23 protein-coding genes are annotated in these 23,354 nt (G+C 51.1%); 17 read left to right on the forward strand and 6 right to left on the reverse strand.

Annotated elements, in window-relative coordinates:
- The first annotated feature begins 89 nt into the window (after nt 1-89).
- From hybO to hybG, 8 genes are read left to right on the forward strand one after another with little or no spacing between them, the layout of a single operon-like run.
- Nucleotides 90-1,208, forward strand: coding sequence for a hydrogenase 2 small subunit (hybO, locus tag FEK50_RS08385; protein WP_130208025.1), 1,119 nt, complete (start codon nt 90-92; stop codon nt 1,206-1,208).
- Between the two features lie 2 nt (nt 1,209-1,210).
- Nucleotides 1,211-2,197 carry a hydrogenase 2 operon protein HybA gene (hybA, locus tag FEK50_RS08390; RefSeq protein WP_001081870.1) on the forward strand — a complete coding sequence of 329 codons (987 nt, stop codon included), beginning with the start codon at nt 1,211-1,213 and terminating at the stop codon, nt 2,195-2,197.
- Entirely contained in the window at nt 2,187-3,365 is a 1,179-nt protein-coding gene (gene hybB, locus FEK50_RS08395; RefSeq protein WP_000017694.1) for a Ni/Fe-hydrogenase cytochrome b subunit, read from the forward strand. Before hybA ends, hybB begins: the two co-directional genes overlap by 11 nt.
- Nucleotides 3,362-5,065, forward strand: coding sequence for a hydrogenase 2 large subunit (hybC, locus tag FEK50_RS08400; RefSeq protein ID WP_000083065.1), 1,704 nt, complete (start codon nt 3,362-3,364; stop codon nt 5,063-5,065). The genes hybB and hybC overlap by 4 nt, the downstream gene beginning before the upstream one ends.
- A complete protein-coding gene (locus tag FEK50_RS08405) occupies nt 5,065-5,559 on the forward strand; it encodes a HyaD/HybD family hydrogenase maturation endopeptidase (protein WP_001221940.1) in 495 nt (164 codons plus the stop codon). The genes hybC and FEK50_RS08405 overlap by 1 nt, the downstream gene beginning before the upstream one ends.
- Nucleotides 5,552-6,040, forward strand: coding sequence for a hydrogenase-2 assembly chaperone (gene hybE, locus FEK50_RS08410; RefSeq protein WP_000134014.1), 489 nt, complete (start codon nt 5,552-5,554; stop codon nt 6,038-6,040). The genes FEK50_RS08405 and hybE overlap by 8 nt, the downstream gene beginning before the upstream one ends.
- Nucleotides 6,033-6,374 carry a hydrogenase maturation nickel metallochaperone HypA gene (gene hypA / locus FEK50_RS08415; protein ID WP_000544956.1) on the forward strand — a complete coding sequence of 114 codons (342 nt, stop codon included), beginning with the start codon at nt 6,033-6,035 and terminating at the stop codon, nt 6,372-6,374. The genes hybE and hypA overlap by 8 nt, the downstream gene beginning before the upstream one ends.
- 12 nt (nt 6,375-6,386) lie before the next feature.
- Nucleotides 6,387-6,635, forward strand: a complete 249-nt coding sequence (gene hybG, locus FEK50_RS08420; protein WP_131162509.1) for a hydrogenase maturation factor HybG — start codon at nt 6,387-6,389, stop codon at nt 6,633-6,635.
- A gap of 131 nt (nt 6,636-6,766) precedes the next feature.
- Here the strand turns inward: hybG and yghU are convergent, their stop codons facing one another.
- Entirely contained in the window at nt 6,767-7,633 is an 867-nt protein-coding gene (gene yghU / locus FEK50_RS08425) for a glutathione-dependent disulfide-bond oxidoreductase (protein WP_131162508.1), read from the reverse strand.
- Between the two features lie 204 nt (nt 7,634-7,837).
- Here yghU and gss point away from each other — a divergent pair, with 204 nt between their 5' ends.
- Nucleotides 7,838-9,697, forward strand: coding sequence for a bifunctional glutathionylspermidine amidase/synthase (gss, locus tag FEK50_RS08430; RefSeq protein WP_130208023.1), 1,860 nt, complete (start codon nt 7,838-7,840; stop codon nt 9,695-9,697).
- A 302-nt stretch (nt 9,698-9,999) separates the two neighbouring features.
- A complete protein-coding gene (gene pitB / locus FEK50_RS08435; RefSeq protein WP_130208021.1) occupies nt 10,000-11,499 on the forward strand; it encodes an inorganic phosphate transporter PitB in 1,500 nt (499 codons plus the stop codon).
- Between the two features lie 47 nt (nt 11,500-11,546).
- Here the strand turns inward: pitB and FEK50_RS08440 are convergent, their stop codons facing one another.
- Nucleotides 11,547-12,239, reverse strand: a complete 693-nt coding sequence (locus FEK50_RS08440) for a dTMP kinase (protein ID WP_130208019.1) — start codon at nt 12,237-12,239, stop codon at nt 11,547-11,549.
- 173 nt (nt 12,240-12,412) lie between these two features.
- Between FEK50_RS08440 and FEK50_RS08445 the strand changes: the two genes are divergently transcribed.
- From FEK50_RS08445 to lptG, 7 genes are read left to right on the forward strand one after another with little or no spacing between them, the layout of a single operon-like run.
- Nucleotides 12,413-13,126, forward strand: a complete 714-nt coding sequence (locus FEK50_RS08445; RefSeq protein WP_131162507.1) for a dTMP kinase — start codon at nt 12,413-12,415, stop codon at nt 13,124-13,126.
- Nucleotides 13,127-13,157: 31 nt separating this feature from the next.
- Nucleotides 13,158-13,916, forward strand: a complete 759-nt coding sequence (locus FEK50_RS08450) for a hypothetical protein (protein WP_131162506.1) — start codon at nt 13,158-13,160, stop codon at nt 13,914-13,916.
- 46 nt (nt 13,917-13,962) lie between these two features.
- Nucleotides 13,963-15,315 (forward strand): lipopolysaccharide biosynthesis protein, encoded by a 1,353-nt coding sequence (locus tag FEK50_RS08455; protein ID WP_131162505.1) that lies wholly within the window; start codon nt 13,963-13,965, stop codon nt 15,313-15,315.
- Nucleotides 15,312-16,136, forward strand: a complete 825-nt coding sequence (locus tag FEK50_RS08460; RefSeq protein WP_131162504.1) for a hypothetical protein — start codon at nt 15,312-15,314, stop codon at nt 16,134-16,136. The genes FEK50_RS08455 and FEK50_RS08460 overlap by 4 nt, the downstream gene beginning before the upstream one ends.
- A gap of 11 nt (nt 16,137-16,147) precedes the next feature.
- Nucleotides 16,148-16,705, forward strand: coding sequence for a YtfJ family protein (locus FEK50_RS08465; RefSeq protein WP_130259458.1), 558 nt, complete (start codon nt 16,148-16,150; stop codon nt 16,703-16,705).
- Nucleotides 16,706-16,735: 30 nt separating this feature from the next.
- Entirely contained in the window at nt 16,736-17,806 is a 1,071-nt protein-coding gene (gene lptF / locus FEK50_RS08470; RefSeq protein ID WP_131162503.1) for an LPS export ABC transporter permease LptF, read from the forward strand.
- Nucleotides 17,803-18,882: an LPS export ABC transporter permease LptG gene (gene lptG / locus FEK50_RS08475; protein ID WP_131162502.1), complete on the forward strand. Its 1,080-nt coding sequence runs from the start codon at nt 17,803-17,805 to the stop codon at nt 18,880-18,882. The genes lptF and lptG overlap by 4 nt, the downstream gene beginning before the upstream one ends.
- Nucleotides 18,883-18,916: 34 nt before the next feature.
- Here the strand turns inward: lptG and FEK50_RS08480 are convergent, their stop codons facing one another.
- From FEK50_RS08480 to FEK50_RS08495, 4 genes are read right to left on the reverse strand one after another with little or no spacing between them, the layout of a single operon-like run.
- Nucleotides 18,917-20,089, reverse strand: coding sequence for an aminotransferase class I/II-fold pyridoxal phosphate-dependent enzyme (locus FEK50_RS08480; RefSeq protein ID WP_130259438.1), 1,173 nt, complete (start codon nt 20,087-20,089; stop codon nt 18,917-18,919).
- Nucleotides 20,089-20,337: an acyl carrier protein gene (locus FEK50_RS08485; RefSeq protein WP_001697422.1), complete on the reverse strand. Its 249-nt coding sequence runs from the start codon at nt 20,335-20,337 to the stop codon at nt 20,089-20,091. The genes FEK50_RS08480 and FEK50_RS08485 overlap by 1 nt, the downstream gene beginning before the upstream one ends.
- 31 nt (nt 20,338-20,368) lie before the next feature.
- Nucleotides 20,369-21,283 (reverse strand): NAD-dependent epimerase/dehydratase family protein, encoded by a 915-nt coding sequence (locus FEK50_RS08490; protein ID WP_131162501.1) that lies wholly within the window; start codon nt 21,281-21,283, stop codon nt 20,369-20,371.
- Nucleotides 21,280-23,001, reverse strand: a complete 1,722-nt coding sequence (locus FEK50_RS08495; RefSeq protein WP_240780288.1) for a fatty acyl-AMP ligase — start codon at nt 22,999-23,001, stop codon at nt 21,280-21,282. The genes FEK50_RS08490 and FEK50_RS08495 overlap by 4 nt, the downstream gene beginning before the upstream one ends.
- Nucleotides 23,002-23,354: the final 353 nt, after the last annotated feature.

The following is a 23,354-nucleotide window of genomic DNA, read 5'->3' on the forward strand; positions in this document are numbered from 1 at the left end:
AATGTGTGGTAAATGGCGCATCGATCGCATTATTGATTTTGCGGTTGAGGCAAAATATATGCCAGGTCTTCGCAACGGAATAACTATAAATGACTGGAGATAACACCCTCATCCATTCTCACGGCATTAATCGTCGTGATTTCATGAAGCTTTGTGCAGCATTAGCCGCCACCATGGGGTTAAGTAGCAAAGCCGCCGCAGAGATGGCCGAATCGGTCACTAACCCGCAGCGCCCGCCGGTTATCTGGATTGGCGCGCAGGAATGCACCGGTTGTACGGAATCTCTGCTTCGTGCGACGCATCCAACGGTAGAAAACCTCGTGCTGGAGACTATCTCTCTGGAGTATCACGAAGTGCTTTCTGCCGCCTTCGGCCATCAGGTTGAAGAGAACAAACACAACGCGCTCGAGAAATACAAAGGGCAGTATGTGTTGGTTGTGGATGGTTCCATCCCATTAAAAGATAACGGTATTTATTGCATGGTTGCCGGTGAGCCGATTGTGGACCACATCCGCAAAGCGGCAGAAGGCGCAGCAGCCATTATCGCTATCGGTTCCTGCTCCGCGTGGGGCGGCGTCGCCGCTGCCGGGGTTAACCCGACTGGCGCGGTCAGCCTGCAAGAAGTTCTGCCAGGCAAAACCGTTATTAACATTCCAGGCTGCCCGCCGAACCCGCACAACTTCCTCGCGACCGTTGCGCACATCATCACTTACGGTAAACCGCCGAAGCTGGATAACAAAAACCGCCCGACCTTCGCTTATGGTCGTCTGATTCACGAACATTGCGAACGTCGTCCGCACTTCGATGCTGGTCGTTTTGCCAAAGAGTTCGGCGATGAAGGCCACCGCGAAGGCTGGTGCCTGTACCACCTCGGCTGTAAAGGGCCAGAAACTTACGGCAACTGCTCCACGCTGCAATTCTGCGACGTTGGCGGCGTGTGGCCGGTGGCAATTGGTCACCCATGCTATGGCTGTAACGAAGAGGGTGTCGGCTTCCATAAAGGCATCCATCAGCTTGCCAACGTCGAAAACCAGACGCCGCGTTCACAAAAACCGGATGTCAACGCTAAAGAAGGCGGCAACGTCTCTGCGGGCGCTATCGGTTTGCTCGGCGGTGTGGTTGGGCTGGTTGCCGGTGTCAGCGTGATGGCGGTGCGTGAACTGGGTCGTCAGCAAAAGAAAGATAACGCTGACTCACGGGGAGAATAACCGTGAACAGACGTAATTTTATTAAAGCAGCCTCCTGCGGGGCATTGCTGACGGGCGCACTGCCGTCTGTCAGTCATGCGGCTGCTGAAAACCGCCCGCCAATTCCGGGATCGCTGGGTATGTTGTACGACTCGACCTTGTGCGTAGGCTGTCAGGCTTGCGTCACCAAGTGTCAGGATATCAACTTCCCTGAACGTAACCCGCAAGGGGAACAGACCTGGTCGAACAACGACAAACTGTCGCCGTATACCAATAACATCATTCAGGTGTGGACCAGCGGCACGGGCGTCAACAAAGACCAGGAAGAGAACGGCTACGCGTACATTAAGAAACAGTGTATGCATTGCGTCGATCCGAACTGTGTCTCCGTGTGTCCGGTTTCTGCACTGAAAAAAGATCCGAAAACCGGCATTGTCCATTACGACAAAGATGTGTGCACCGGCTGCCGTTACTGCATGGTTGCCTGTCCGTACAACGTGCCGAAGTACGACTACAACAACCCGTTTGGTGCGCTGCATAAATGTGAGCTGTGCAACCAGAAAGGTGTGGAACGTCTCGATAAAGGCGGTCTGCCTGGCTGCGTAGAAGTATGCCCGGCGGGGGCGGTGATTTTTGGTACGCGTGAAGAGCTGATGGCGGAGGCGAAAAAACGTCTGGCGCTGAAGCCTGGCAGCGAATACCACTATCCGCGTCAGACGCTGAAATCTGGCGACACTTACCTGCATACGGTGCCGAAATATTATCCGCATCTGTACGGCGAGAAAGAGGGCGGCGGTACTCAGGTTCTGGTACTGACGGGCGTTCCTTATGAAAATCTCGACCTGCCGAAACTGGACGATCTTTCTACCGGTGCGCGTTCCGAAAATATTCAACACACCCTGTATAAAGGCATGATGCTACCACTGGCTGTGCTGGCGGGCTTAACCGTGCTGGTTCGTCGCAACACCAAAAACGACCATCACGACGGAGGAGACGATCATGAGTCATGATCCACAACCGCTGGGCGGCAAAATCATCAGTAAACCGGTCATGATTTTTGGACCGTTAATCGTCATCTGTATGCTCCTGATTGTGAAGCGTCTGGTGTTCGGTCTGGGCTCTGTCTCCGACCTGAACGGCGGCTTCCCGTGGGGCGTGTGGATCGCGTTTGACCTGTTGATCGGCACCGGCTTTGCCTGTGGCGGCTGGGCGCTGGCGTGGGCGGTATACGTCTTTAACCGTGGGCAATACCATCCGCTGGTGCGTCCGGCGCTGTTGGCAAGTCTGTTCGGTTATTCACTGGGCGGCTTGTCGATCACCATCGACGTTGGTCGTTACTGGAACCTGCCGTACTTCTACATTCCGGGTCACTTCAACGTGAACTCGGTACTGTTCGAGACGGCGGTCTGTATGACCATCTACATCGGCGTGATGGCACTGGAGTTTGCTCCGGCACTGTTTGAACGTCTGGGCTGGAAAGTGTCGCTCAAACGTCTGAACAAGGTGATGTTCTTCATCATTGCACTTGGCGCGCTGTTGCCGACCATGCACCAGTCTTCAATGGGGTCGCTGATGATCTCGGCGGGCTACAAAGTGCATCCGCTGTGGCAAAGCTATGAAATGTTGCCGCTGTTCTCGCTGCTGACGGCGTTCATCATGGGCTTCTCAATTGTCATCTTTGAAGGTTCGTTGGTGCAGGCGGGTCTGCGTGGCAATGGTCCAGATGAAAAGAGCCTGTTCGTCAAGCTGACGAATACCATCAGCGTACTGCTGGCGATTTTCATCGTGCTGCGCTTTGGCGAGCTTATCTATCGCGACAAGCTGTCGTTAGCGTTTGCCGGTGACTTCTACTCCGTGATGTTCTGGATTGAAGTCCTGCTGATGCTCTTCCCGCTGGTGGTTCTGCGTGTGGCGAAGCTGCGTAATGATTCCCGCATGCTGTTCCTGTCAGCACTGAGCGCGCTGTTAGGTTGTGCAACCTGGCGTCTGACCTATTCGCTGGTGGCATTCAACCCGGGCGGCGGTTACGCCTACTTCCCGACCTGGGAAGAACTGTTGATTTCTATTGGTTTTGTGGCTATTGAGATTTGCGCTTACATCGTACTCATTCGTCTACTGCCGATACTTCCTCCTTTAAAACAAAACGATCATAATCGTCATGAGGCGAGCAAAGCATGAGCCAGAGAATTACTATTGATCCGGTAACCCGTATTGAGGGGCATTTACGCATCGATTGCGAAATCGAAAATGGCGTCGTTTCGAAAGCATGGGCTTCCGGTACCATGTGGCGCGGCATGGAAGAGATCGTGAAAAACCGCGATCCGCGCGATGCATGGATGATTGTGCAACGTATCTGTGGCGTATGTACTACTACTCACGCACTGTCTTCCGTTCGTGCGGCAGAAAGTGCGCTGAATATCGACGTTCCGGTTAACGCGCAATACATCCGTAATATCATTCTGGCTGCGCACACTACGCATGACCATATCGTTCATTTCTATCAGCTTTCGGCGCTGGACTGGGTGGACATCACTTCTGCACTGCAAGCTGATCCAACCAAAGCCTCCGAAATGCTGAAAGGCGTTTCGACCTGGCATCTGAACAGCCCGGAAGAGTTCACCAAAGTTCAGAACAAGATCAAAGATCTGGTTGCCAGCGGTCAGCTGGGTATTTTCGCCAATGGCTACTGGGGTCACCCGGCGATGAAACTGCCGCCGGAAGTGAACCTGATTGCGGTAGCGCACTACCTGCAAGCGTTGGAGTGCCAGCGTGACGCTAACCGCGTCGTGGCGCTGCTGGGCGGTAAAACGCCGCACATTCAGAACCTGGCGGTAGGTGGTGTCGCTAACCCAATCAACCTCGACGGTCTGGGTGTGCTGAACCTTGAGCGCCTGATGTACATCAAGTCTTTCATCGACAAGCTGAGCGACTTTGTTGAGCAGGTTTACAAGGTTGATACCGCCGTTATCGCCGCGTTCTACCCGGAATGGCTGACGCGCGGTAAAGGTGCGGTGAACTACCTGAGCGTGCCGGAATTCCCGACCGACAGCAAAAACGGCAGCTTCCTGTTCCCGGGCGGCTACATTGAGAATGCGGATCTATCCTCGTATCGTCCGATCACTTCCCATTCCGATGAATACCTGATCAAAGGGATTCAGGAAAGCGCGAAGCACTCCTGGTATAAAGACGAAGCGCCGCAGGCACCGTGGGAAGGCACCACCATTCCGGCTTACGACGGTTGGTCTGACGACGGTAAATACTCCTGGGTGAAATCGCCGACTTTCTACGGCAAAACGGTAGAAGTGGGGCCGCTGGCTAACATGCTGGTGAAACTGGCGGCAGGTCGCGAGTCTACCCAGAACAAACTGAATGAAATCGTTGCGATTTATCAGAAACTGACTGGCAACACGCTGGAAGTGGCGCAGCTGCACTCCACGCTGGGCCGTATTATTGGTCGTACCGTTCACTGCTGCGAATTGCAGGATATCCTGCAAAACCAGTACAGTGCACTGATCACCAATATCGGCAAAGGCGATCACACCACCTTTGTGAAACCGAACATTCCGGCAACGGGTGAGTTTAAAGGCGTTGGCTTCCTCGAAGCGCCGCGCGGTATGCTCTCTCACTGGATGGTGATCAAAGACGGTATCATCAGCAACTACCAGGCGGTTGTTCCATCAACCTGGAACTCCGGTCCGCGTAACTTCAATGATGACGTCGGTCCTTACGAGCAGTCGCTGGTGGGCACGCCGGTTGCCGATCCGAATAAACCGCTGGAAGTGGTGCGTACCATTCACTCCTTCGACCCGTGCATGGCCTGTGCGGTACACGTAGTGGATGCCGACGGCAACGAAGTGGTTTCAGTGAAGGTTCTGTAATGCGTATTTTAGTCTTAGGGGTCGGCAATATTTTGCTGACCGATGAAGCCATCGGTGTGCGGATTGTTGAAGCGTTAGAGCAACGATACATTCTGCCGGATTATGTTGAGATCCTCGATGGCGGCACGGCGGGAATGGAGCTGCTTGGCGACATGGCAAATCGCGATCATCTGATTATTGCCGATGCCATTGTCTCGAAAAAGAACGCGCCGGGAACGATGATGATCCTGCGGGATGAAGAAGTTCCGGCGTTGTTTACCAACAAAATCTCTCCGCATCAGCTTGGCCTGGCCGACGTCTTGTCGGCCCTGCGCTTCACCGGTGAGTTTCCGAAAAAGCTGACCCTGGTCGGCGTGATCCCGGAATCGCTGGAGCCGCACATCGGCTTAACGCCGACGGTTGAAGCAATGATTGAACCTGCGCTTGAGCAGGTTCTGGCTGCGCTGCGCGAATCAGGCGTGGAAGCTATCCCACGGGAGGCAACTCATGACTGAAGAGATAGCAGGTTTCCAGACCTCCCCGAAGGCGCAAGTACAGGCAGCATTTGAAGAAATTGCCCGGCGTTCGATGCACGATCTCTCTTTTCTGCATCCTTCAATGCCGGTGTATGTTTCCGACTTTACGCTGTTCGAAGGTCAGTGGACGGGGTGTGTGATCACCCCGTGGATGCTGAGTGCAGTTATCTTCCCCGGCCCGGATCAACTTTGGCCGCTGCGCAAAGTGAGTGAAAAAATCGGTCTGCAACTGCCGTATGGCACTATGACCTTTACCGTTGGCGAACTGGACGGTGTGTCGCAATACCTCTCCTGCTCGCTGATGTCGCCGCTTTCGCACAGCATGTCGATTGAAGAGGGCCAACGCCTGACGGATGACTGCGCGCGAATGATCCTTTCGCTGCCAGTCACTAATCCGGATGTACCACATGCAGGGCGTCGCGCCCTGCTGTTTGGTCGCAGGAGTGGCGAAAATGCATGAGTTGTCGCTTTGCCAGAGCGCCGTTGAGATTATCCAACGGCAGGCGGAGCAGCACGATGTTAAGCGCGTCACCGCCGTGTGGCTGGAAATTGGCGCGCTCTCCTGCGTTGAGGAGAGCGCCGTCCGTTTTAGTTTTGAAATTGTCTGCCAGGGAACGGTGGCGCAAGGGTGCGATTTACATATCGTCTATAAACCCGCCCAGGCCTGGTGCTGGGATTGCAGCCAGGTGGTGGAGATTCATCAGCACGATGCGCAGTGTCCGATCTGTCATGGCGAGCGGTTGCGTGTCGATACCGGCGATTCGCTGATCGTCAAAAGTATTGAAGTTGAATAACCGGAGTTAACAATGTGTATTGGCGTTCCAGGCCAGGTGCTGGCTGTCGGTGAAGATATTCACCAGCTTGCGCAGGTTGAAGTATGTGGTATCAAGCGCGACGTGAATATCGCCCTGATTTGTGAAGGTAACCCTGCCGATCTGCTGGGCCAGTGGGTACTGGTGCACGTCGGATTTGCCATGAGCATCATCGACGAAGACGAAGCCAAAGCCACATTAGACGCACTGCACCAAATGGATTACGACATTACCAGCGTGTGATGATTAAAACCGGATGCTTTCGTAGGCCTGATAAGACGCGCGAGCGTCGCATCAGGCATTGTGCCTGATTGCCGGATGCGGCGTGAACGCCTTGTCCGGCCTACATGGCTTGCTGCGATATACACCAACCATTACCCCTGACGCTTATCTTCCGTATTTGTCTCGAAATCACTGGCGTCATGGCGCTCATGCAACTGCTCGTTCAGCGGCCCGTTGGTGCGGTTAACAATACGCCCACGTTTCACTGCCGGACGTTCGCCCACTTCTTTCGCCCAGCGTTGCACATGCTTATAACTGCCCGCATCAAGAAACTCTGCGGCATCATACACGCCACCTAACACCACGTTGCCAAACCACGGCCAAATCGCCATATCCGCAATGGTGTACTCGTCTCCCGCAACAAACTTGTGCTGCGCCAGCTGCTTATCCAGCACGTCGAGAAGACGCTTGGCTTCCATGGTAAAGCGGTTAATGGCGTACTCAATTTTCACTGGCGCGTAATGATAAAAGTGACCAAAACCACCGCCGAGGAACGGCGCAGCCCCTTGTAACCAGAACAGCCAGTTCAGCGTTTCGGTACGCTTTGCCAGATCCTGCGGCAGGAAGTAGCCAAATTTCTCGGCCAGATAAAGCAGAATCGATCCTGACTCAAACACGCGGATTGGCGGGTTATGCGTATGATCGCGCAGAGCGGGAATTTTCGAGTTCGGGTTCACTTCGACAAAACCGCTGGAGAATTGATCGCCATCGCCAATGCGAATCAGCCACGCGTCGTACTCTGCGCCGGTGACGCCCAGCGCCAGCAGCTCCTCAAGCATAATCGTTACTTTCTGACCGTTCGGCGTTCCCAGCGAATAGAGTTGCAATGGGTGTTTGCCTACGGGCAGCGTTTTTTCATGTGTCGGACCAGAAACCGGGCGATTGATATTGGCGAACGCGCCGCCAGCGGATTTATCCCACGTCCAGACTTTCGCGGGCTGATAAGTATTGTCTGCCATAGTGAGTTGCCTTCTGAGTGGTAGTGTTGAAGCAGTGTAGCAGGTCACTTGCTGTACAGAATGTGAATTTTTTAACCCTTTGCGCCAGCCGCTGCGTTGAGGTGTATGATAAGTCTAACCTCTGTCCGGTTAATGTCGCTGAGCAGGTAATCAGAGCACAACAATTACGCCAACTGCTTAGGTTGTATTGTTAAAGGTAAAGTGATGAGCAAAGGAACGACCAGCCAGGATGCCCCGTTCGGGACGTTATTGGGCTACGCCCCCGGTGGTGTAGCAATCTACTCTTCAGATTACAGTTCTCTCGATCCGCAGGAATACGAAGATGATGCCGTATTCCGTAGCTATATCGACGACGAATATATGGGCCACAAATGGCAATGCGTTGAGTTTGCTCGCCGTTTTCTCTTTCTGAACTACGGTGTGGTCTTCACTGACGTGGGCATGGCGTGGGAGATTTTCTCGCTGCGCTTCTTGCGTGAAGTGGTTAATGACAACATTCTGCCATTGCAGGCATTTCCTAACGGTTCGCCGCGTGCGCCGGTCGCGGGCGCGCTTCTTATCTGGGATAAAGGCGGTGAATTTAAAGATACCGGCCATGTCGCCATCATTACGCAATTACATGGCAACAAAGTCCGTATTGCCGAACAGAACGTGATTCATTCCCCGTTGCCGCAAGGGCAACAGTGGACGCGCGAGCTGGAGATGGTGGTAGAAAACGGCTGCTATACCCTCAAAGACACCTTTGATGACACCACTATTCTGGGTTGGATGATTCAGACGGAAGATACCGAATACAGCTTGCCACAGCCGGAAATTGCAGGCGATTTGTTGAAGATCAGCGGAGCGCGCCTGGAAGACAAAGGCCAGTTTGACGGTAAATGGCTGGATGAAAAAGATCCGCTGCAAAACGCCTACGTGCAGGCGAACGGTCAGGTGATCAATCAGGATCCGTATCATTACTACACCATTACGGAGAGCGCCGAACAGGAACTGGTTAAAGCCACCAACGAGCTGCATCTGATGTATCTTCACGCTACCGATAAAGTGCTGAAAGATGACAACCTGCTGGCACTGTTCGATATTCCGAAAATCCTCTGGCCGCGTTTGCGTCTCTCCTGGCAGCGTCGTCGCCACCATATGATCACCGGTCGTATGGATTTTTGTATGGATGAGCGTGGCCTGAAGGTCTATGAATACAACGCCGACTCCGCCTCCTGTCATACTGAAGCGGGCTTGATCCTCGAACGTTGGGCGGAGCAGGGCTATAAAGGCAACGGCTTCAATCCGGCGGAAGGTCTGATTACCGAACTGGCTGGCGCGTGGAAACACAGTCGCGCGCGTCCGTTTGTCCATATCATGCAGGACAAAGATATTGAAGAGAACTATCACGCTCAGTTTATGGAGCAGGCGCTGCAACAGGCGGGCTTTGAAACGCGTATCTTGCGCGGGCTAGATGAACTGGGCTGGGATGCTGCCGGACAACTGATTGATGGGGAAGGGCGACTGGTTAACTGCGTTTGGAAGACCTGGGCGTGGGAAACGGCGTTTGATCAGATTCGCGAAGTCAGCGACCGTGAATTTGCTGCGGTCCCGATTCGCACTGGTCACCCGCAAAATGAAGTGCGCCTGATCGACGTTCTGCTGCGTCCGGAAGTGCTGGTCTTTGAACCGCTTTGGACGGTGATCCCTGGCAACAAAGCGATTCTGCCAATTCTCTGGTCGCTGTTCCCGCATCATCGTTATCTGCTGGATACCGATTTCACTGTTAATGATGAACTGGTGAAAACCGGTTACGCCGTGAAACCGATTGCCGGTCGCTGTGGTAGCAATATCGACCTGGTCAGCCATCATGAAGAGGTGCTCGACCAAACCAGCGGTAAATTTGCCGAGCAGAAAAATATCTACCAGCAACTGTGGTGTCTGCCAAAAGTGGACGGTAAATACATTCAGGTATGTACTTTCACCGTGGGCGGCAACTACGGTGGGACGTGTTTGCGCGGCGATGAATCTCTGGTCATCAAAAAAGAGAGTGATATTGAGCCGTTAATTGTGCTGAAAGAGTAATAGACTTTTTCGCAAACCCGTGCTGATTATCAAAAATAATCAGCACGGAGAATCGTTCATGGAATGCTCAAAATATTGAATATTGAAATACATTAAGTTAATAAATTCACTATATGAATGTATTAATAATTGAAATGATTCGCCATTAATTATTTCTTAAAATTTTGAATGGCAACTTATTATCTGATACTAAAGAAATAACACTCTTTTTATCGTTAAAAAATGATATTTCACTTTGCCCGCGCCGTTAAAGTCACTGATAATGCGTCCGTTCGTAAATTCAAAATGGCGTAATCTAATATATGCTAAATTTATTTGTTGGCCTTGATATATACACGGGGCTTTTGTTATTACTTGCTCTGGCATTTGTGTTGTTCTATGAAGCAATTAATGGTTTTCATGACACGGCGAATGCGGTGGCAACCGTTATTTATACTCGTGCCATGCAGCCACAGCTTGCCGTGGTAATGGCGGCATTTTTTAACTTTTTTGGCGTGTTATTGGGCGGACTTAGCGTCGCTTATGCAATCGTCCATATGTTGCCAACCGATTTGCTATTGAATATGGGGTCAACCCACGGTCTGGCGATGGTCTTTTCCATGCTGCTGGCGGCGATTATCTGGAACCTGGGAACGTGGTTCTTTGGTTTACCGGCCTCCAGTTCACACACATTGATTGGCGCGATTATCGGCATCGGCTTAACCAACGCGCTATTGACCGGCTCGTCGGTGATGGATGCGTTAAACCTGCGTGAAGTGACCAAGATTTTCTCCTCGTTAATTGTCTCCCCCATCGTCGGCCTGGTCATTGCGGGTGGGCTGATTTTCCTGCTGCGTCGTTTCTGGAGCGGGACGAAAAAGCGTGACCGTATTCACCGCATTCCTGAAGATCGCAAAAAGAAAAAGGGCAAACGTAAGCCGCCATTCTGGACGCGTATTGCGCTGATTGTTTCCGCTGCGGGCGTGGCGTTTTCGCACGGCGCGAACGACGGGCAGAAAGGGATCGGCCTGGTGATGCTGGTACTGGTGGGGATTGCCCCTGCAGGTTTCGTCGTCAATATGAACGCGTCCGGCTATGAAATTACCCGTACCCGCGATGCCGTCATCAATTTCGAACACTATCTGCAACAGCATCCTGAACTACCGCAGAAGTTGATTGCGATGGAACCTCCATTGCCTGCGGCATCGACTGATGGCACGCAAGTGACGGAGTTCCATTGTCATCCGGCAAATACCTTTGATGCGATTGCGCGCGTTAAAACGATGCTGCCGGGCAATATGGAAAGCTACGAGCCGTTAAACGTAAGTCAACGCAGTCAGCTGCGCCGTATTATGCTTTGTATCTCTGATACCTCTGCGAAGCTGGCGAAACTGCCAGGCGTTAGCAAAGAAGACCAGAGCCTGCTGAAAAAACTGCGCAGCGATATGTTAAGCACCATTGAATATGCTCCAGTGTGGATCATCATGGCGGTGGCTTTAGCACTCGGTATTGGCACCATGATTGGCTGGCGCCGTGTAGCGATGACCATCGGTGAGAAAATTGGTAAGCGCGGCATGACTTATGCGCAAGGGATGGCGGCGCAGATGACGGCGGCGGTATCTATCGGTCTTGCCAGTTATATTGGGATGCCTGTTTCCACAACTCACGTACTCTCTTCTGCGGTGGCGGGGACGATGGTGGTAGATGGCGGTGGGTTACAGCGTAAAACGGTAACCAGTATCCTGATGGCGTGGGTGTTTACCTTACCGGCGGCAATTTTTCTGTCTGGTAGTCTGTACTGGATTGCATTGCAGCTTATCTAACCTTCCTGTTAATGCCCGGTCCTGCGATCGGGCATTATCACTTCTGACTAGCGATAACCTCGCGCTGTCATAAAATCCATTATCGCTTTTTCCGCATCAACCAGCACTTGTTCCAGCGGTTGGTTGGCATCGATATCAACCAGTTGCGCGCCTCCAAAGGTTAACTTTGGCGTTATGGCAATTTTCTTCGCCAGAGATTCTCGTTTGTGGTCAGGCTTACGCGCGCAGGCCACGTCCAGGGAGACATTGAGTTTGATGACCAGATCAGGCTTATGGCTCGCCATCCAGTGAAATGCTTTACGTTCCTGACTTGCCAACCATGACACAAACCGGCCACCTTCAACGTTAGGCGGGAACACCGTACCATCGTAAGCGCCAGGAATCTGGTCCTGTGGATAACGGTCGGTCAAAACAATTAACCCGCGACGACGACAGGCAAGCATATGACGAAAGCGCAGTAAGCGGCGGGCGACAAACGCTGTAATTACCAGCGCCGGAACTGGCCCAGGCAATTTTTTCGCTGTTTTCACTTTATTGCGTTCAATTGATTTATTAAGCGATTTTCCCATTAAGGGCAGTTTTACCACTGCACGACCGACATTTCCGGCTTGCTTTCCTAAATGAACTCTTTCTGCGGCACCATATTTTTCGACAACGGTAATGAGATGTTCACAAACCGTTGACTTGCCTGAACCATCACTACCAATAACGGCTATTAATGGAGGTGTTATAGACTGCATGAATATATCCTTAAATTTAAATATCCATCCCAAATATTTATCTGGTTAATATGTTTTAATGAAAGCGTAATTCAGGTCAATGTCACAATTAACCATTGTCACAATAAGGTTGAACAGATATTCTGAGCACGGACCACGTAATATTCAATACATTATTTGCTGCCGGGTTTTTCGTGAATCAACGTAATATGTCAATAATTAATTCCATGCCAGTGCGTGTTATTGCCATTGTGGGATGTGATGGTTCAGGTAAATCGACCCTCACGGCAAGCCTGGTGAATGAACTGGCAGCAATAATGCCAACAGAACAAATTTATCTTGGGCAGTCTTCCGGACGAATTGGCGAATGGATTTCACAGTTCCCTATAATTGGCGCCCCTTTTGGGCGTTATCTGCGGGGTAAGGCAGCTCATGTACATGAAAAGCCCTCAACACCGCCTGGCAATATTACCGCGCTGGTTATCTATTTGCTTTCCTGCTGGCGGGCGTACAAGTTTCGCAAAATGTTGAGAAAAAGCCAGCAAGGCTTTTTGTTGATTACCGACCGTTACCCGCAGGTTGAAGTCCCTGGCTTTCGTTTTGATGGCCCACAACTGGCTAAAACTAAAGGCGGTAATGGCTGGGTAAAAATGTTAAGGCAGCGCGAGCTGAAGCTGTACCAATGGATGGCGTCTTATTTGCCCGTATTGTTGATTCGTCTTGGCATTGATGAACAAACCGCGTTTTCGCGTAAACCTGACCATCAACTGGCGGCGTTACAGGAAAAAATCGCCGTTACGCCGCAACTGACTTTCAACGGCACCAGGATCCTTGAACTGGATGGTCGGCAACCAGCCGATGAAATCCTGCAAGCGTCACTACGTGCAATTCACGCCGCACTTTCCTGATCACCAAAATGGATAGGGGATGATTTAAAGAATGGATGCACTACAAACGCAAGCTGTTAACAGCACTACCGCGCCGCAGCCCAGCTACATTCCGGGGCTAATTGCGGTGGTCGGGTGCGATGGCACCGGCAAATCCACGCTGACCACCGATCTGGTGAAATCATTGCAACAGCACTGGCAAACCGAGCGGCGCTATCTGGGGCTACTGTCCGGTGAAGACGGCGACAAAATCAAACGATTACCGTTGGTTGGTGTCTGGCTGGAGCGGCGACTGGCGGCAAAATCCTCGAAAACCCAAAGCATGAAAACTCGCTCTCCGGCGCTCTGGGCGGCGGTGATTATGTACTGCTTCTCGCTGCGAAGAATGGCGAACCTTCGTAAGGTTCAGCGACTGGCGCAAAGCGGCGTTCTGGTGGTAAGCGATCGCTTTCCGCAGGCGGAAATTTCCGGTTTTTATTATGACGGGCCGGGGATTGGCGTCGAGCGCGCGACCGGAAAAATCAACCAATTTCTGGCGCAGCGCGAGCGACAGTTATACCAACAAATGGCGCAGTACCGTCCTGAATTAATCATTCGTTTGGGGATTGATATTGATACTGCCATCTCCCGCAAGCCTGACCATGACTATGCCGAGTTGCAGGACAAAATCGGCGTCATGTCGAAGATTGGCTATAACGGCACAAAAATTTTAGAGATTGATTCCAGAGCGCCCTACAGCGAAGTGCTGGAACAGGCACAGAAAGCGATTTCTCTGGTTGCCATCGTTTCTGACCGCCAAAGCTTGACTTAAGGCAGACGGGATATTTTTCATTTTTCAACGATAAGGTCTGGCTGAATTGGCAGGTTTTAACATCAAACATTGGTTTGCAGATGGAGCCTTTCGCACCATTATTCGTAACAGCGCCTGGTTAGGTTCCAGCAATGTCGTGAGTGCCTTGCTGGGCTTACTGGCGCTTTCGTGCGCCGGTAAAGGAATGACGCCAGCGATGTTTGGCGTACTTGTCGTCATACAGTCTTATGCCAAGTCGATTAGTGATTTTATTAAGTTTCAGACATGGCAGTTGGTGGTGCAGTACGGAACGCCAGCATTAACCAACAATAATCCTCAGCAATTCCGTAATGTTGTCTCATTTTCCTTCTCGCTGGATATCGTCAGTGGTGCGGTGGCGATTGTCGGCGGCATTGCCTTACTGCCATTCCTTTCCCATTCATTAGGTCTGGATGACCAAAGCTTTTGGCTGGCGGCGCTCTATTGCACACTTATTCCTTCAATGGCTTCCTCCACGCCGACCGGCATTTTGCGTGCGGTTGATCGCTTCGACTTAATTGCTGTACAGCAGGCGACGAAACCTTTTCTGCGTGCGGCGGGCAGCGTAATCGCCTGGTATTTTAACTTTGGCTTTGCCGGATTTGTTATCGCCTGGTACGCATCGAATCTGGTTGGCGGCACCATGTACTGGTGGTTTGCCGCGCGCGAATTACGCCGCAGAAATGTCCATAACGCGTTCAAATTGAATCTGTTTGAGTCTGCCCGACACATCAAAGGCGCATGGAGTTTTGTCTGGTCAACCAACATTGCCCATTCCATTTGGTCGGCGCGTAATTCATGTAGCACGGTACTGGTGGGGATCGTATTAGGGCCAGCTGCTGCCGGGTTATTTAAAATCGCCATGACATTCTTCGATGCTGCCGGGACGCCCGCCAGTTTGTTGGGTAAGAGTTTTTACCCTGAAGTCATGCGCTTAGATCCACGAACTACCAGACCGTGGCTCCTGGGTGTGAAGTCTGGATTACTGGCTGGTGGGATTGGCATTCTGGTGGCGCTGGCCGTGTTAATCGTTGGCAAGCCACTTATTTCACTGGTGTTTGGTGTTAAGTATCTCGAAGCGTATGACCTGATCCAGGTGATGCTCGGAGCTATTGTTATTTCGATGCTGGGCTTCCCACAGGAGTCATTATTGCTAATGGCGGGGAAACAGCGTGCCTTTCTCGTGGCGCAAACCATCGCCTCTATCGGCTACATCGTGTTGCTGTTCATGTTCTGCCATCTGTTTGGCGTGCTGGGGGCAGCATTTGCTTACTTCGGTGGGCAATGTCTTGATGTGGTGCTCTCGTTAATTCCGACATTAAAGGCGTTCTTTCAACGCCATTTATTGGCCTATAACGCAGTGGGAGAAAAATCCCAATGATGAAAAAATATTTTCCACTTGAGGTCAGTGAGCGTTTATTTATCGCAGTCGAAGAAGATGATGTTGTTGACGCTCAAGTTAGCTTACCACCAACGATCGCACTGCGTTGTTCATCGGAAATTATTCATGATAATTATGCATTGTGCCTGAGATTCTGGTTGGACGGAGTCAATCGCAAGGCGTTACTCCACCTGACCCTGAAGCAGGCTAAAGGTGACTCTCTTACCGACGAAGAACGCAAACAGTATAAATACATGCGAGCGCGCTACAAGCATCTGCGTTTTGCGCAACGGCTGTATTTAAAGAAGCATCAGGCTGGTTTTTTATTTGGCAAAACGACCGTTTTTCTGGGGCGTTTTCAGGATGGTTTTCGTAACGGTAAGAAAAATATTGTGTCGTATTACGGCAACCTGTTACGTATTTATTTAAGCTCTCCTGTCTGGTGGCTGGTGAACTATTCATTACGCCATAGCCAGCTAGAAAGCGTTAATGGTTTTATCGCTTATCGGCAGAAGCAAATGCGCATCCTGAAAGAAATTATTGCCAGGCCGCAGCTAACCGGCAGGGAATTTCATGATGTGCGAAAAATCATCAGTCAGCAGGTTTCTTATTACGACACTCTAAGATCGCTTGATCCCGAAAATACAGAGGCGTTGCAGATTTCCCGCTTCCTGGCGGCCATTAATGGCCTGATGGGGGATAAGCACGACGACATGGTGGCGGATGATTTGGACAATCGCCAATCGTATGATGCGCCAGTGGCACTCGACAGCGATACTCGTCAGCGCTTAGAACTGCTGATTTCGCGTTTTCCGCTATAACCGGAGTAATGATGTCCTCTCGTCTGATTACTGCGCTGATATTTTCACTCTTCTCGTTCGGCGCTACTGCGCACAATTTCGTCATCGGAAAACCGGTCACACCTGTTTATATTCAGGACGGTGGCGAATTACTGCTCAAAAATGACGAAATTTACTATCAAAAGTGGAACAGCACGCAGCTGAAGGGAAAAGTCCGCATTATTCAGTATATCGCCGGACGAAAGTCAGCGAAGAAGAAGAACTCTCTGTTAATCAAAGCAGTAGAAACAGCAAACTTTCCTCAGGATCGTTTTCAGCCCACCACCATTGTGAACACCGATGATGCCATCTTCGGCACCGGCTATTTTGTGACAGGTAAAATTGAAAAAAATAAACGTCGTTATCCGTGGGCGCAATTCGTAATCGACGGCAGCGGTCTGGGGCGCGTTGCCTGGCAACTGCCGGAACAGAGTTCAACCATTCTGGTGCTGAATAAATACGGGCAAATTCAGTGGGCGAAGGACGGCAGCCTGACGCCAGAAGAGGTTGATCAGGTCATTGCGTTGGCGCAGAAGCTGATCAATGAATAAAAAACTCAAAGGATTGAGGACGTTAGTGAGATGAAGCTGGTTGAACACTACATCATGCGTGGTACGCGCCGTCTGGTGCTGATTATCGTTGGTTTTTTGATCTTTATCTTCGCCAGTTACTCTGCACAGCGTTACCTGACCGAAGCAGCCAATGGGACTTTAGCGCTTGATGTAGTACTTAATGTTGTTTTCTACAAAGTGCTGATAGCGCTTGAAATGTTACTTCCAGTGGGCCTGTATGTGTCGGTTGGTGTGACACTTGGGCAGATGTATACCGACTCGGAAATTACCGCTATCTCTGCGGCGGGCGCCAGTCCCGCACGTTTGTATAAAGCCGTTCTGTATCTGGCAATTCCATTAAGTATTTTTGTCACGCTGTTGTCGATGTATGGTCGGCCCTGGGCTTATGCGCAGATTTATCAACTGGAACAACAGTCGCAGTCGGAGCTGGATGTTCGCCAGTTGCGGGCAAAGAAATTTAACACTAACGATAACGGACGAATGATCATTTCGCAGACGGTTGATCAGGATAATAATCGCCTGACTGACGCGCTGATTTATACTTCTACTGCCAATCGAACCCGTGTTTTCCGCGCCCGTTCGGTTGATGTGGTTGACCCATCACCCGAGAAACCGACCGTTATGTTGTACAACGGGACCGCCTATCTTCTTGATCATCAGGGTCGTGACGACAACGAACAGATCTACCGTAATCTGCAATTACATCTTAATCCACTGGATCAAAGTGCCAACGTCAAACGTAAAGCAAAATCGGTCGCGGAACTGGCGCGCTCTGTATTTCCTGCCGATCATGCCGAACTGCAATGGCGACAAAGCCGTGGCCTGACAGCGTTGTTGATGGCTCTGCTGGCCATCTCTTTAAGTCGGGTAAAACCGCGGCAAGGGCGATTTTCAACGTTACTGCCACTGACGTTGCTGTTTGTTGCCATTTTTTATGGCGGTGACGTCTGCCGTACGCTGGTGGCTAACGGCACGATTCCCCTCATTCCTGGTTTGTGGTTAGTGCCCGGACTCATGCTAATGGGCCTGTTGATGCTGGTCGCACGCGACTTCTCCTTGCTGCAGAAATTTTCCCGATGAATGTTTTCAGTCGCTATTTAATCCGCCATCTCTTCCTCGGTTTTGCTGCCGCTGCCGGGCTACTGCTGCCGCTTTTTACCACCTTCAACTTGATTAACGAACTGGATGATGTCAGTCCGGGTGGTTATCTCTGGACTCAGGCGGTGCTGGTGGTACTGATGACCTTACCGCGCACACTGGTCGAACTTTCGCCGTTTATCGCGTTATTGGGTGGGATTGTTGGTCTTGGGCAGCTATCGAAAAACAGTGAGCTTACCGCCATTCGCAGCACCGGTTTTTCTATTTTCCGTATTGCACTGGTGGCGCTGGTCGCCGGGATACTGTGGACTGTTTCGTTAGGCGCGATAGATGAGTGGGTGGCGTCGCCATTGCAGCAACAGGCACTGCAAATCAAATCTACCGCGATAGCGTTGGGGGATGACGATGACATTACCGGCAATATGCTATGGGCCAGGCGCGGCAATGAATTTGTAACGGTGAAATCGCTGAATGAACAGGGCCAGCCGGTAGGCATAGAGATATTTCACTATCGCGACGATCTCTCGCTCGAATCCTACATTTATGCACGCAGTGCCACCATTGAAGACGACAAAACGTGGATCCTGCACGGCGTGAATCATAAAAAATGGCTGAATGGCAAAGAAACGCAGGAAACATTAGATAATCTTGCCTGGCAATCGGCCTTCACCAGTATGAATCTTGAAGAGTTATCGATGCCGGGGAATACTTTTTCTGTCCGTCAGCTCAATCATTACATCCATTATTTGCAGGAAACCGGACAACCCAGCAGCGAATACCACCTTGCACTGTGGGAGAAGCTGGGGCAACCCATTTTAACTCTGGCGATGATTTTACTGGCTGTGCCCTTTACCTTTAGCGCCCCGCGCTCACCAGGGATGGGCAGCCGCCTTGCTGTAGGCGTCATCGTTGGCTTGCTTACCTGGATTAGCTATCAAATCATGGTCAATCTGGGATTGCTATTTGCGTTGAGTGCGCCCGCTACCGCACTCGGTTTACCAGTAGCGTTTGTGCTGGTGGCGTTAATGCTGGTGTATTGGTACGACAGGCAACATTAAACCCGCCGTGGCGCAACACCACGGTGGGCTCACGTTACTGCTTCAGAGTAGCGAACGCCTGAATGATGGCATCGATTTGTTCACAACTGTGGGCAGCGTTTACGCTACAGCGCAACAGCGTAATACCAGCAGGCGCGGCAGGTGGCAGGATAAGATTCACATACACGCCCAGCGAAATAAGCTCACGCCAGATGCGTAAACCCTCCTCTTTCGAACCGATTATTACCGGCACTACCGGACTAATATGTGAGCTTAACTCGTAACCCAGTTTTTGCAGCCCGTCATACAGATGGTTGGCATTATCCATCAGTTTTTGCCGCAGCTCTGGTTGAGTGGCAATGGTTCTTAACGACGAGCGCACGGTTGCAATGCAGGAAGGAGAAGGGGAGGCGGTAAAAATATACGGACGGCTGCCGTAGCGCAGTACTTCCATCGCTTCCGAACCCACGGCAAAACCACCAATAGAAGCCAGGCTTTTACTGAAGGTGCCAACGATAATATCCACATCATCTTCAACGCCAACGGCTTCAACCAGTCCGCGCCCCGTTGCGCCTAACACGCCAAATGAATGCGCTTCATCGACAATCAAATAACCGCCGAGACGACGTTTGATATCAACGATTTCCGCCAGCGGTGCGACGTCACCGAGCATACTGTAGATGCCTTCAACGATGATAATCGCCTCTTTTGCCCGTTCACCGAGGCGAACCATGCGACGTTCCAGATCGTTGGCGTCATTATGGCGGAAACGAATAATTTCCGCGCCGCCGAGAGAACAGGCGTCATAAATACTGGCGTGGCTGTCAGCATCCAACAACACCACGGCGTTATGGTCGGCAAGTGCGCTGATGACACCTAAATTAGCGGTATAACCGGTTGAAAAAACGATAGCGGTAGGGCGATTGAAAAACTCGGCGATCTCTTTCTCTAACGCCAGATGCGGCGCATAACTACCATTAGCCATACGTGAACCGGTGGTGCCGGTGCCTTGCGTTGCTAACGCTGCCTGACCATCGGCGATGGCATTATGATTGAAGGTTAAACCGAGATAATTATTGGTCCCGGCCAGAATCACTTTTTTATCGCCAATGCGCCCTTCGGTGGCGGAATACACTTCATCAATACAGGTGCCAAACGGCGTTAACCCGTTATCGCTAAATTGCAGTCGCTCGCCCGCAAGACGCGCATATTTATCGTATAGCCCCATTATTTATTCTCCAGCCATGGAAGTAGTGTTTCCATTAATTGCACAGGGGTTTTGACATCCAGCAGAATATTAATAGGAATGGAAATATCAAATCTGTCTTCCAGCATCATTAAGAGATCCATCACTTTAATCGACTCCAGGCCGAGATCGTTGACGAGATCGCTGTCAGGCTTAATTTCCACACCGTTTTCGACCAAATCCTGTAAACAGGAAAGGATGTAATCCATTACTATTTCACGATTTACCATAGAAACGTTAACACACCTTTAAACAAGACAATCAAAATAGCCCGTTGCGTAATGCGTGTTCCAGGCTAATCCCGGGAAACCAATTAATATCTTCAGAAATACGGTTATTACTTGCCGACCAGTCGGCGTGGGTTAATTCACGAATTTTCGAGCGGGTCAGCATAGGTTCTTTACCGGCCAGGCGACTCAACGCGGTACTGACATCAGCAAGGCAGGTGAGCAACGGCAGAGGAATGCCGACCATCCGTACAGCTCCTTGACGGGCGGCGGCGGCCAGTTGTTGCACGCGCTGCCAGTCATAGCCACCGGCGACACCATCACATAATTCATACGTTTGCGCCTGTACGGAATCGGCGCTTAACCACTGACCCACAGCTTGCGCGAAATCGGTGACGTGCAGGAAAGAGAGCTGTGTATCTGGTGCGCCCAGCCGTGGCAGCAGGCCGCGCAGCATCCAGTCAAACAGTGGTTTTAACTCTTTATCGCCGGGGCCATAGACTGCTGTTGGGCGAAAAATGCCCAGCGTAATTTCGTCCGCCATTGCTGCTAGTCGTTGTTCGGCGACGTGTTTGGATTTCGCGTACCAGGAGAGTTCGGGATGGCGCGCCGCCAGCGAAGAGATAAAAAGAAAACGTTGGCAAAAGCCACTCTCTTTTGCCGCCTGCATCAGGTGCAGACTGCCGTCAACGTTACAGCGAGTAAAGACATCCTCTTTGTGTCCGCGTACTTGCCCGGCGCAATGGACCACAGCACCGGCACCAGCAACCAACTCGCTAAGTGAATGCGTATCTTCCAGCGAACCGCGCACCCAGATGAGATTGTCATTGACGTGAGCGCGGGAAGTACGCGTCAATGCGCGGACGTGAAAGCCGCGGGCGAGCAGATTATCGATAATATATTTACCGATAAACCCGGTAGCGCCCGTTACCGCGACAGTTTGATTCATGCGAGAGATTCCTGCACATGGAAACTGGCGGCAACGGCCTTCTGATAACGTTTTTTGGCTTCTGCGCGGGCGGGCTTGCCGGAAGATGTGCGAGGAATGCTGTGGGGCGGTAACAGGTCGATAGCCGCGGTTACGCCAAATTCGCTTTGTATCCGCGCCGCCAGCGAGTGGATAAGCTGCGTGCGGCGCTCTGCGTCGCTGATCCGACACTGGATCTGCAAAATGATTTTTTCCTGGGCGGTAACAAACGCAATGGCATCGCCAGAGTGAATTTCTGGCTCCTGTTCCGCAATGTATTCAATATCCTGCGGCCAGATATTACGCCCACGAATAATAATCAGGTCTTTAATGCGCCCGGTGACATACAGATAACCGTCCAGCAGATAGCCGAGATCGCCGGTATCTAACCAGCCCGTCGCGGTAATTTCGTCTTGTGAAGCCTGATCGCCAAAGTAACCGCTCATCAGGCTGGGGCCGGAGATGCAAATATGGCCCACCACACGTTCCGCTACTGGTATACCTGCTTCATTACGGATTTCAATGCCATGTTCCGGCAATGCCTTACCACAGTTGACGAAAGTTGATACGGCACGTGTTTCAACACCTGGCGTCACGGCTTTACCCTGGTATTCGAGGATATCGCGATCCACTTCGTTGACCACAACTCCGGAGGCTTCATCGGAGAAACTGACAGCCAGCGCGTTTTCTGCCAGTCCGTAGCAGGGCATAAACGTTTTATCGTCAAAGTTAACCTGACGGAAACATTTAGCAAATTGATGGAGTTGTTCTGCGGAGATGGGTTCAGCGCCAATACCCGCGACGCGCCAGCAGGAGAGATCCAGTTCAGCGAGATCTTTTTCATTCACGCGGCGCTGGCACAATTCATAGCCAAACGGCGGCGCAACGGAAACAGTGCCACGATTTTTACTGATCAATTTAAGCCATTGCAGTGGGCGCATGGCGAAATCCTGGGTGCGCAAATAATCCACCGAAAGCTGCGTGGCAACAGGCGTCAGGAGAAAACCGACCAGCCCCATATCATGGTAGAAAGGCAGCCAGGAGACACAGCGATCGCCCGGACGTAATTTAATGCCGTCGTGGCTGATGGCCCGTAGATTGGCCATCACTTCGCGATGAGTGATGATGACGCCACGGGGAAAACGGGTGCTGCCGGAGGTGTACTGGAGGTAGGCGATATCGTCTAAAACTGGACGCTGGAGTGCAACATCGGCTTCCGGTAATGCCTTAAACCAGGCGTGGCTTAAAACATGTAATTCGGGGTTGTCATGTGTCGCGGCATTGACCAGCGGCAACCATTCATCGCCAGTGATTATCGCGGCTGGTTGGCAGCTAGCCAGTAAACCTTGCAGTTTGGTGCTCCAGGAATCCCTCTGACCGACGCCCATTGGAATCGCCAATGGTACGGCAACTAATCCAGCATACTGGCAGGCAAAAAATGCCTCGACAAACCCGCTACTGGTTTCGGCAATCAGCGCCACGCGATCGCCTTTTTTCAGGTTCAGCGATAGCAGCCGCCTGGCTCCTGTTTCCGCGCGCACTTTTAAAGTGTGATATTCCAGTTCATCTTCAAGCTGGCTACGCCTGTCATAAAAATTCATTCCGGCGTTACTCAGAGCGGCATAGTCCAAAGCATCAACCAGCGTTGGAAAATCGGCATAGCGCATAGGCAAAGAATGCGTAAAGATTTTATTGGACATATACACCACAAGAAAATTGGATATCAAAAATAAAATGACAATAATGCGGTGGATTATATATGCATAAAAGATAAATGAGATAGTATTTTCATCGTTGTGATATTGAACATTGATTAAGATAATAAGTTCTGCTCTGTTATTTTTTATTGTGAATAATATTTAATTTATGAATGTATTAAGGTGATGCCTTGTCGGGTCGCTTAAGTCTATAAGAGACATTATTGACTGTTTAACGCAGTCACTGGTTTTATCAACATCATTAATAAATATTGTTTTGTCTTCTTTTGTATTCATTGGGTGGATTATTAAGGTGCCATTCGTTGCGTTTACTGCCTGTTTTTCACCGTTAATTA

The organism is Escherichia sp. E2586 (genome assembly GCF_005781105.1).
GTDB lineage: Bacteria > Pseudomonadota > Gammaproteobacteria > Enterobacterales > Enterobacteriaceae > Escherichia.

Bases quoted from the DNA above. Each gene is read 5' to 3' on its own strand.
- hybO (WP_130208025.1), top strand. From the start codon at position 90: ATGACTGGAGATAACACCCTCATCCATTCTCACGGCATTAATCGTCGT.
- hybB (WP_000017694.1), top strand. From the start codon at position 2,187: ATGAGTCATGATCCACAACCGCTGGGCGGCAAAATCATCAGTAAACCG.
- hybC (WP_000083065.1), top strand. From the start codon at position 3,362: ATGAGCCAGAGAATTACTATTGATCCGGTAACCCGTATTGAGGGGCAT.
- FEK50_RS08405 (WP_001221940.1), top strand. From the start codon at position 5,065: ATGCGTATTTTAGTCTTAGGGGTCGGCAATATTTTGCTGACCGATGAA.
- hybE (WP_000134014.1), top strand. From the start codon at position 5,552: ATGACTGAAGAGATAGCAGGTTTCCAGACCTCCCCGAAGGCGCAAGTA.
- hypA (WP_000544956.1), top strand. From the start codon at position 6,033: ATGCATGAGTTGTCGCTTTGCCAGAGCGCCGTTGAGATTATCCAACGG.
- hybG (WP_131162509.1), top strand. From the start codon at position 6,387: ATGTGTATTGGCGTTCCAGGCCAGGTGCTGGCTGTCGGTGAAGATATT.
- yghU (WP_131162508.1), bottom strand. From the start codon at position 7,633: ATGGCAGACAATACTTATCAGCCCGCGAAAGTCTGGACGTGGGATAAA.
- gss (WP_130208023.1), top strand. From the start codon at position 7,838: ATGAGCAAAGGAACGACCAGCCAGGATGCCCCGTTCGGGACGTTATTG.
- pitB (WP_130208021.1), top strand. From the start codon at position 10,000: ATGCTAAATTTATTTGTTGGCCTTGATATATACACGGGGCTTTTGTTA.
- FEK50_RS08440 (WP_130208019.1), bottom strand. From the start codon at position 12,239: ATGCAGTCTATAACACCTCCATTAATAGCCGTTATTGGTAGTGATGGT.
- FEK50_RS08450 (WP_131162506.1), top strand. From the start codon at position 13,158: ATGGATGCACTACAAACGCAAGCTGTTAACAGCACTACCGCGCCGCAG.
- FEK50_RS08460 (WP_131162504.1), top strand. From the start codon at position 15,312: ATGATGAAAAAATATTTTCCACTTGAGGTCAGTGAGCGTTTATTTATC.
- FEK50_RS08465 (WP_130259458.1), top strand. From the start codon at position 16,148: ATGTCCTCTCGTCTGATTACTGCGCTGATATTTTCACTCTTCTCGTTC.
- lptF (WP_131162503.1), top strand. From the start codon at position 16,736: ATGAAGCTGGTTGAACACTACATCATGCGTGGTACGCGCCGTCTGGTG.
- lptG (WP_131162502.1), top strand. From the start codon at position 17,803: ATGAATGTTTTCAGTCGCTATTTAATCCGCCATCTCTTCCTCGGTTTT.
- FEK50_RS08480 (WP_130259438.1), bottom strand. From the start codon at position 20,089: ATGGGGCTATACGATAAATATGCGCGTCTTGCGGGCGAGCGACTGCAA.
- FEK50_RS08485 (WP_001697422.1), bottom strand. From the start codon at position 20,337: ATGGTAAATCGTGAAATAGTAATGGATTACATCCTTTCCTGTTTACAG.
- FEK50_RS08490 (WP_131162501.1), bottom strand. From the start codon at position 21,283: ATGAATCAAACTGTCGCGGTAACGGGCGCTACCGGGTTTATCGGTAAA.
- FEK50_RS08495 (WP_240780288.1), bottom strand. From the start codon at position 23,001: ATGTCCAATAAAATCTTTACGCATTCTTTGCCTATGCGCTATGCCGAT.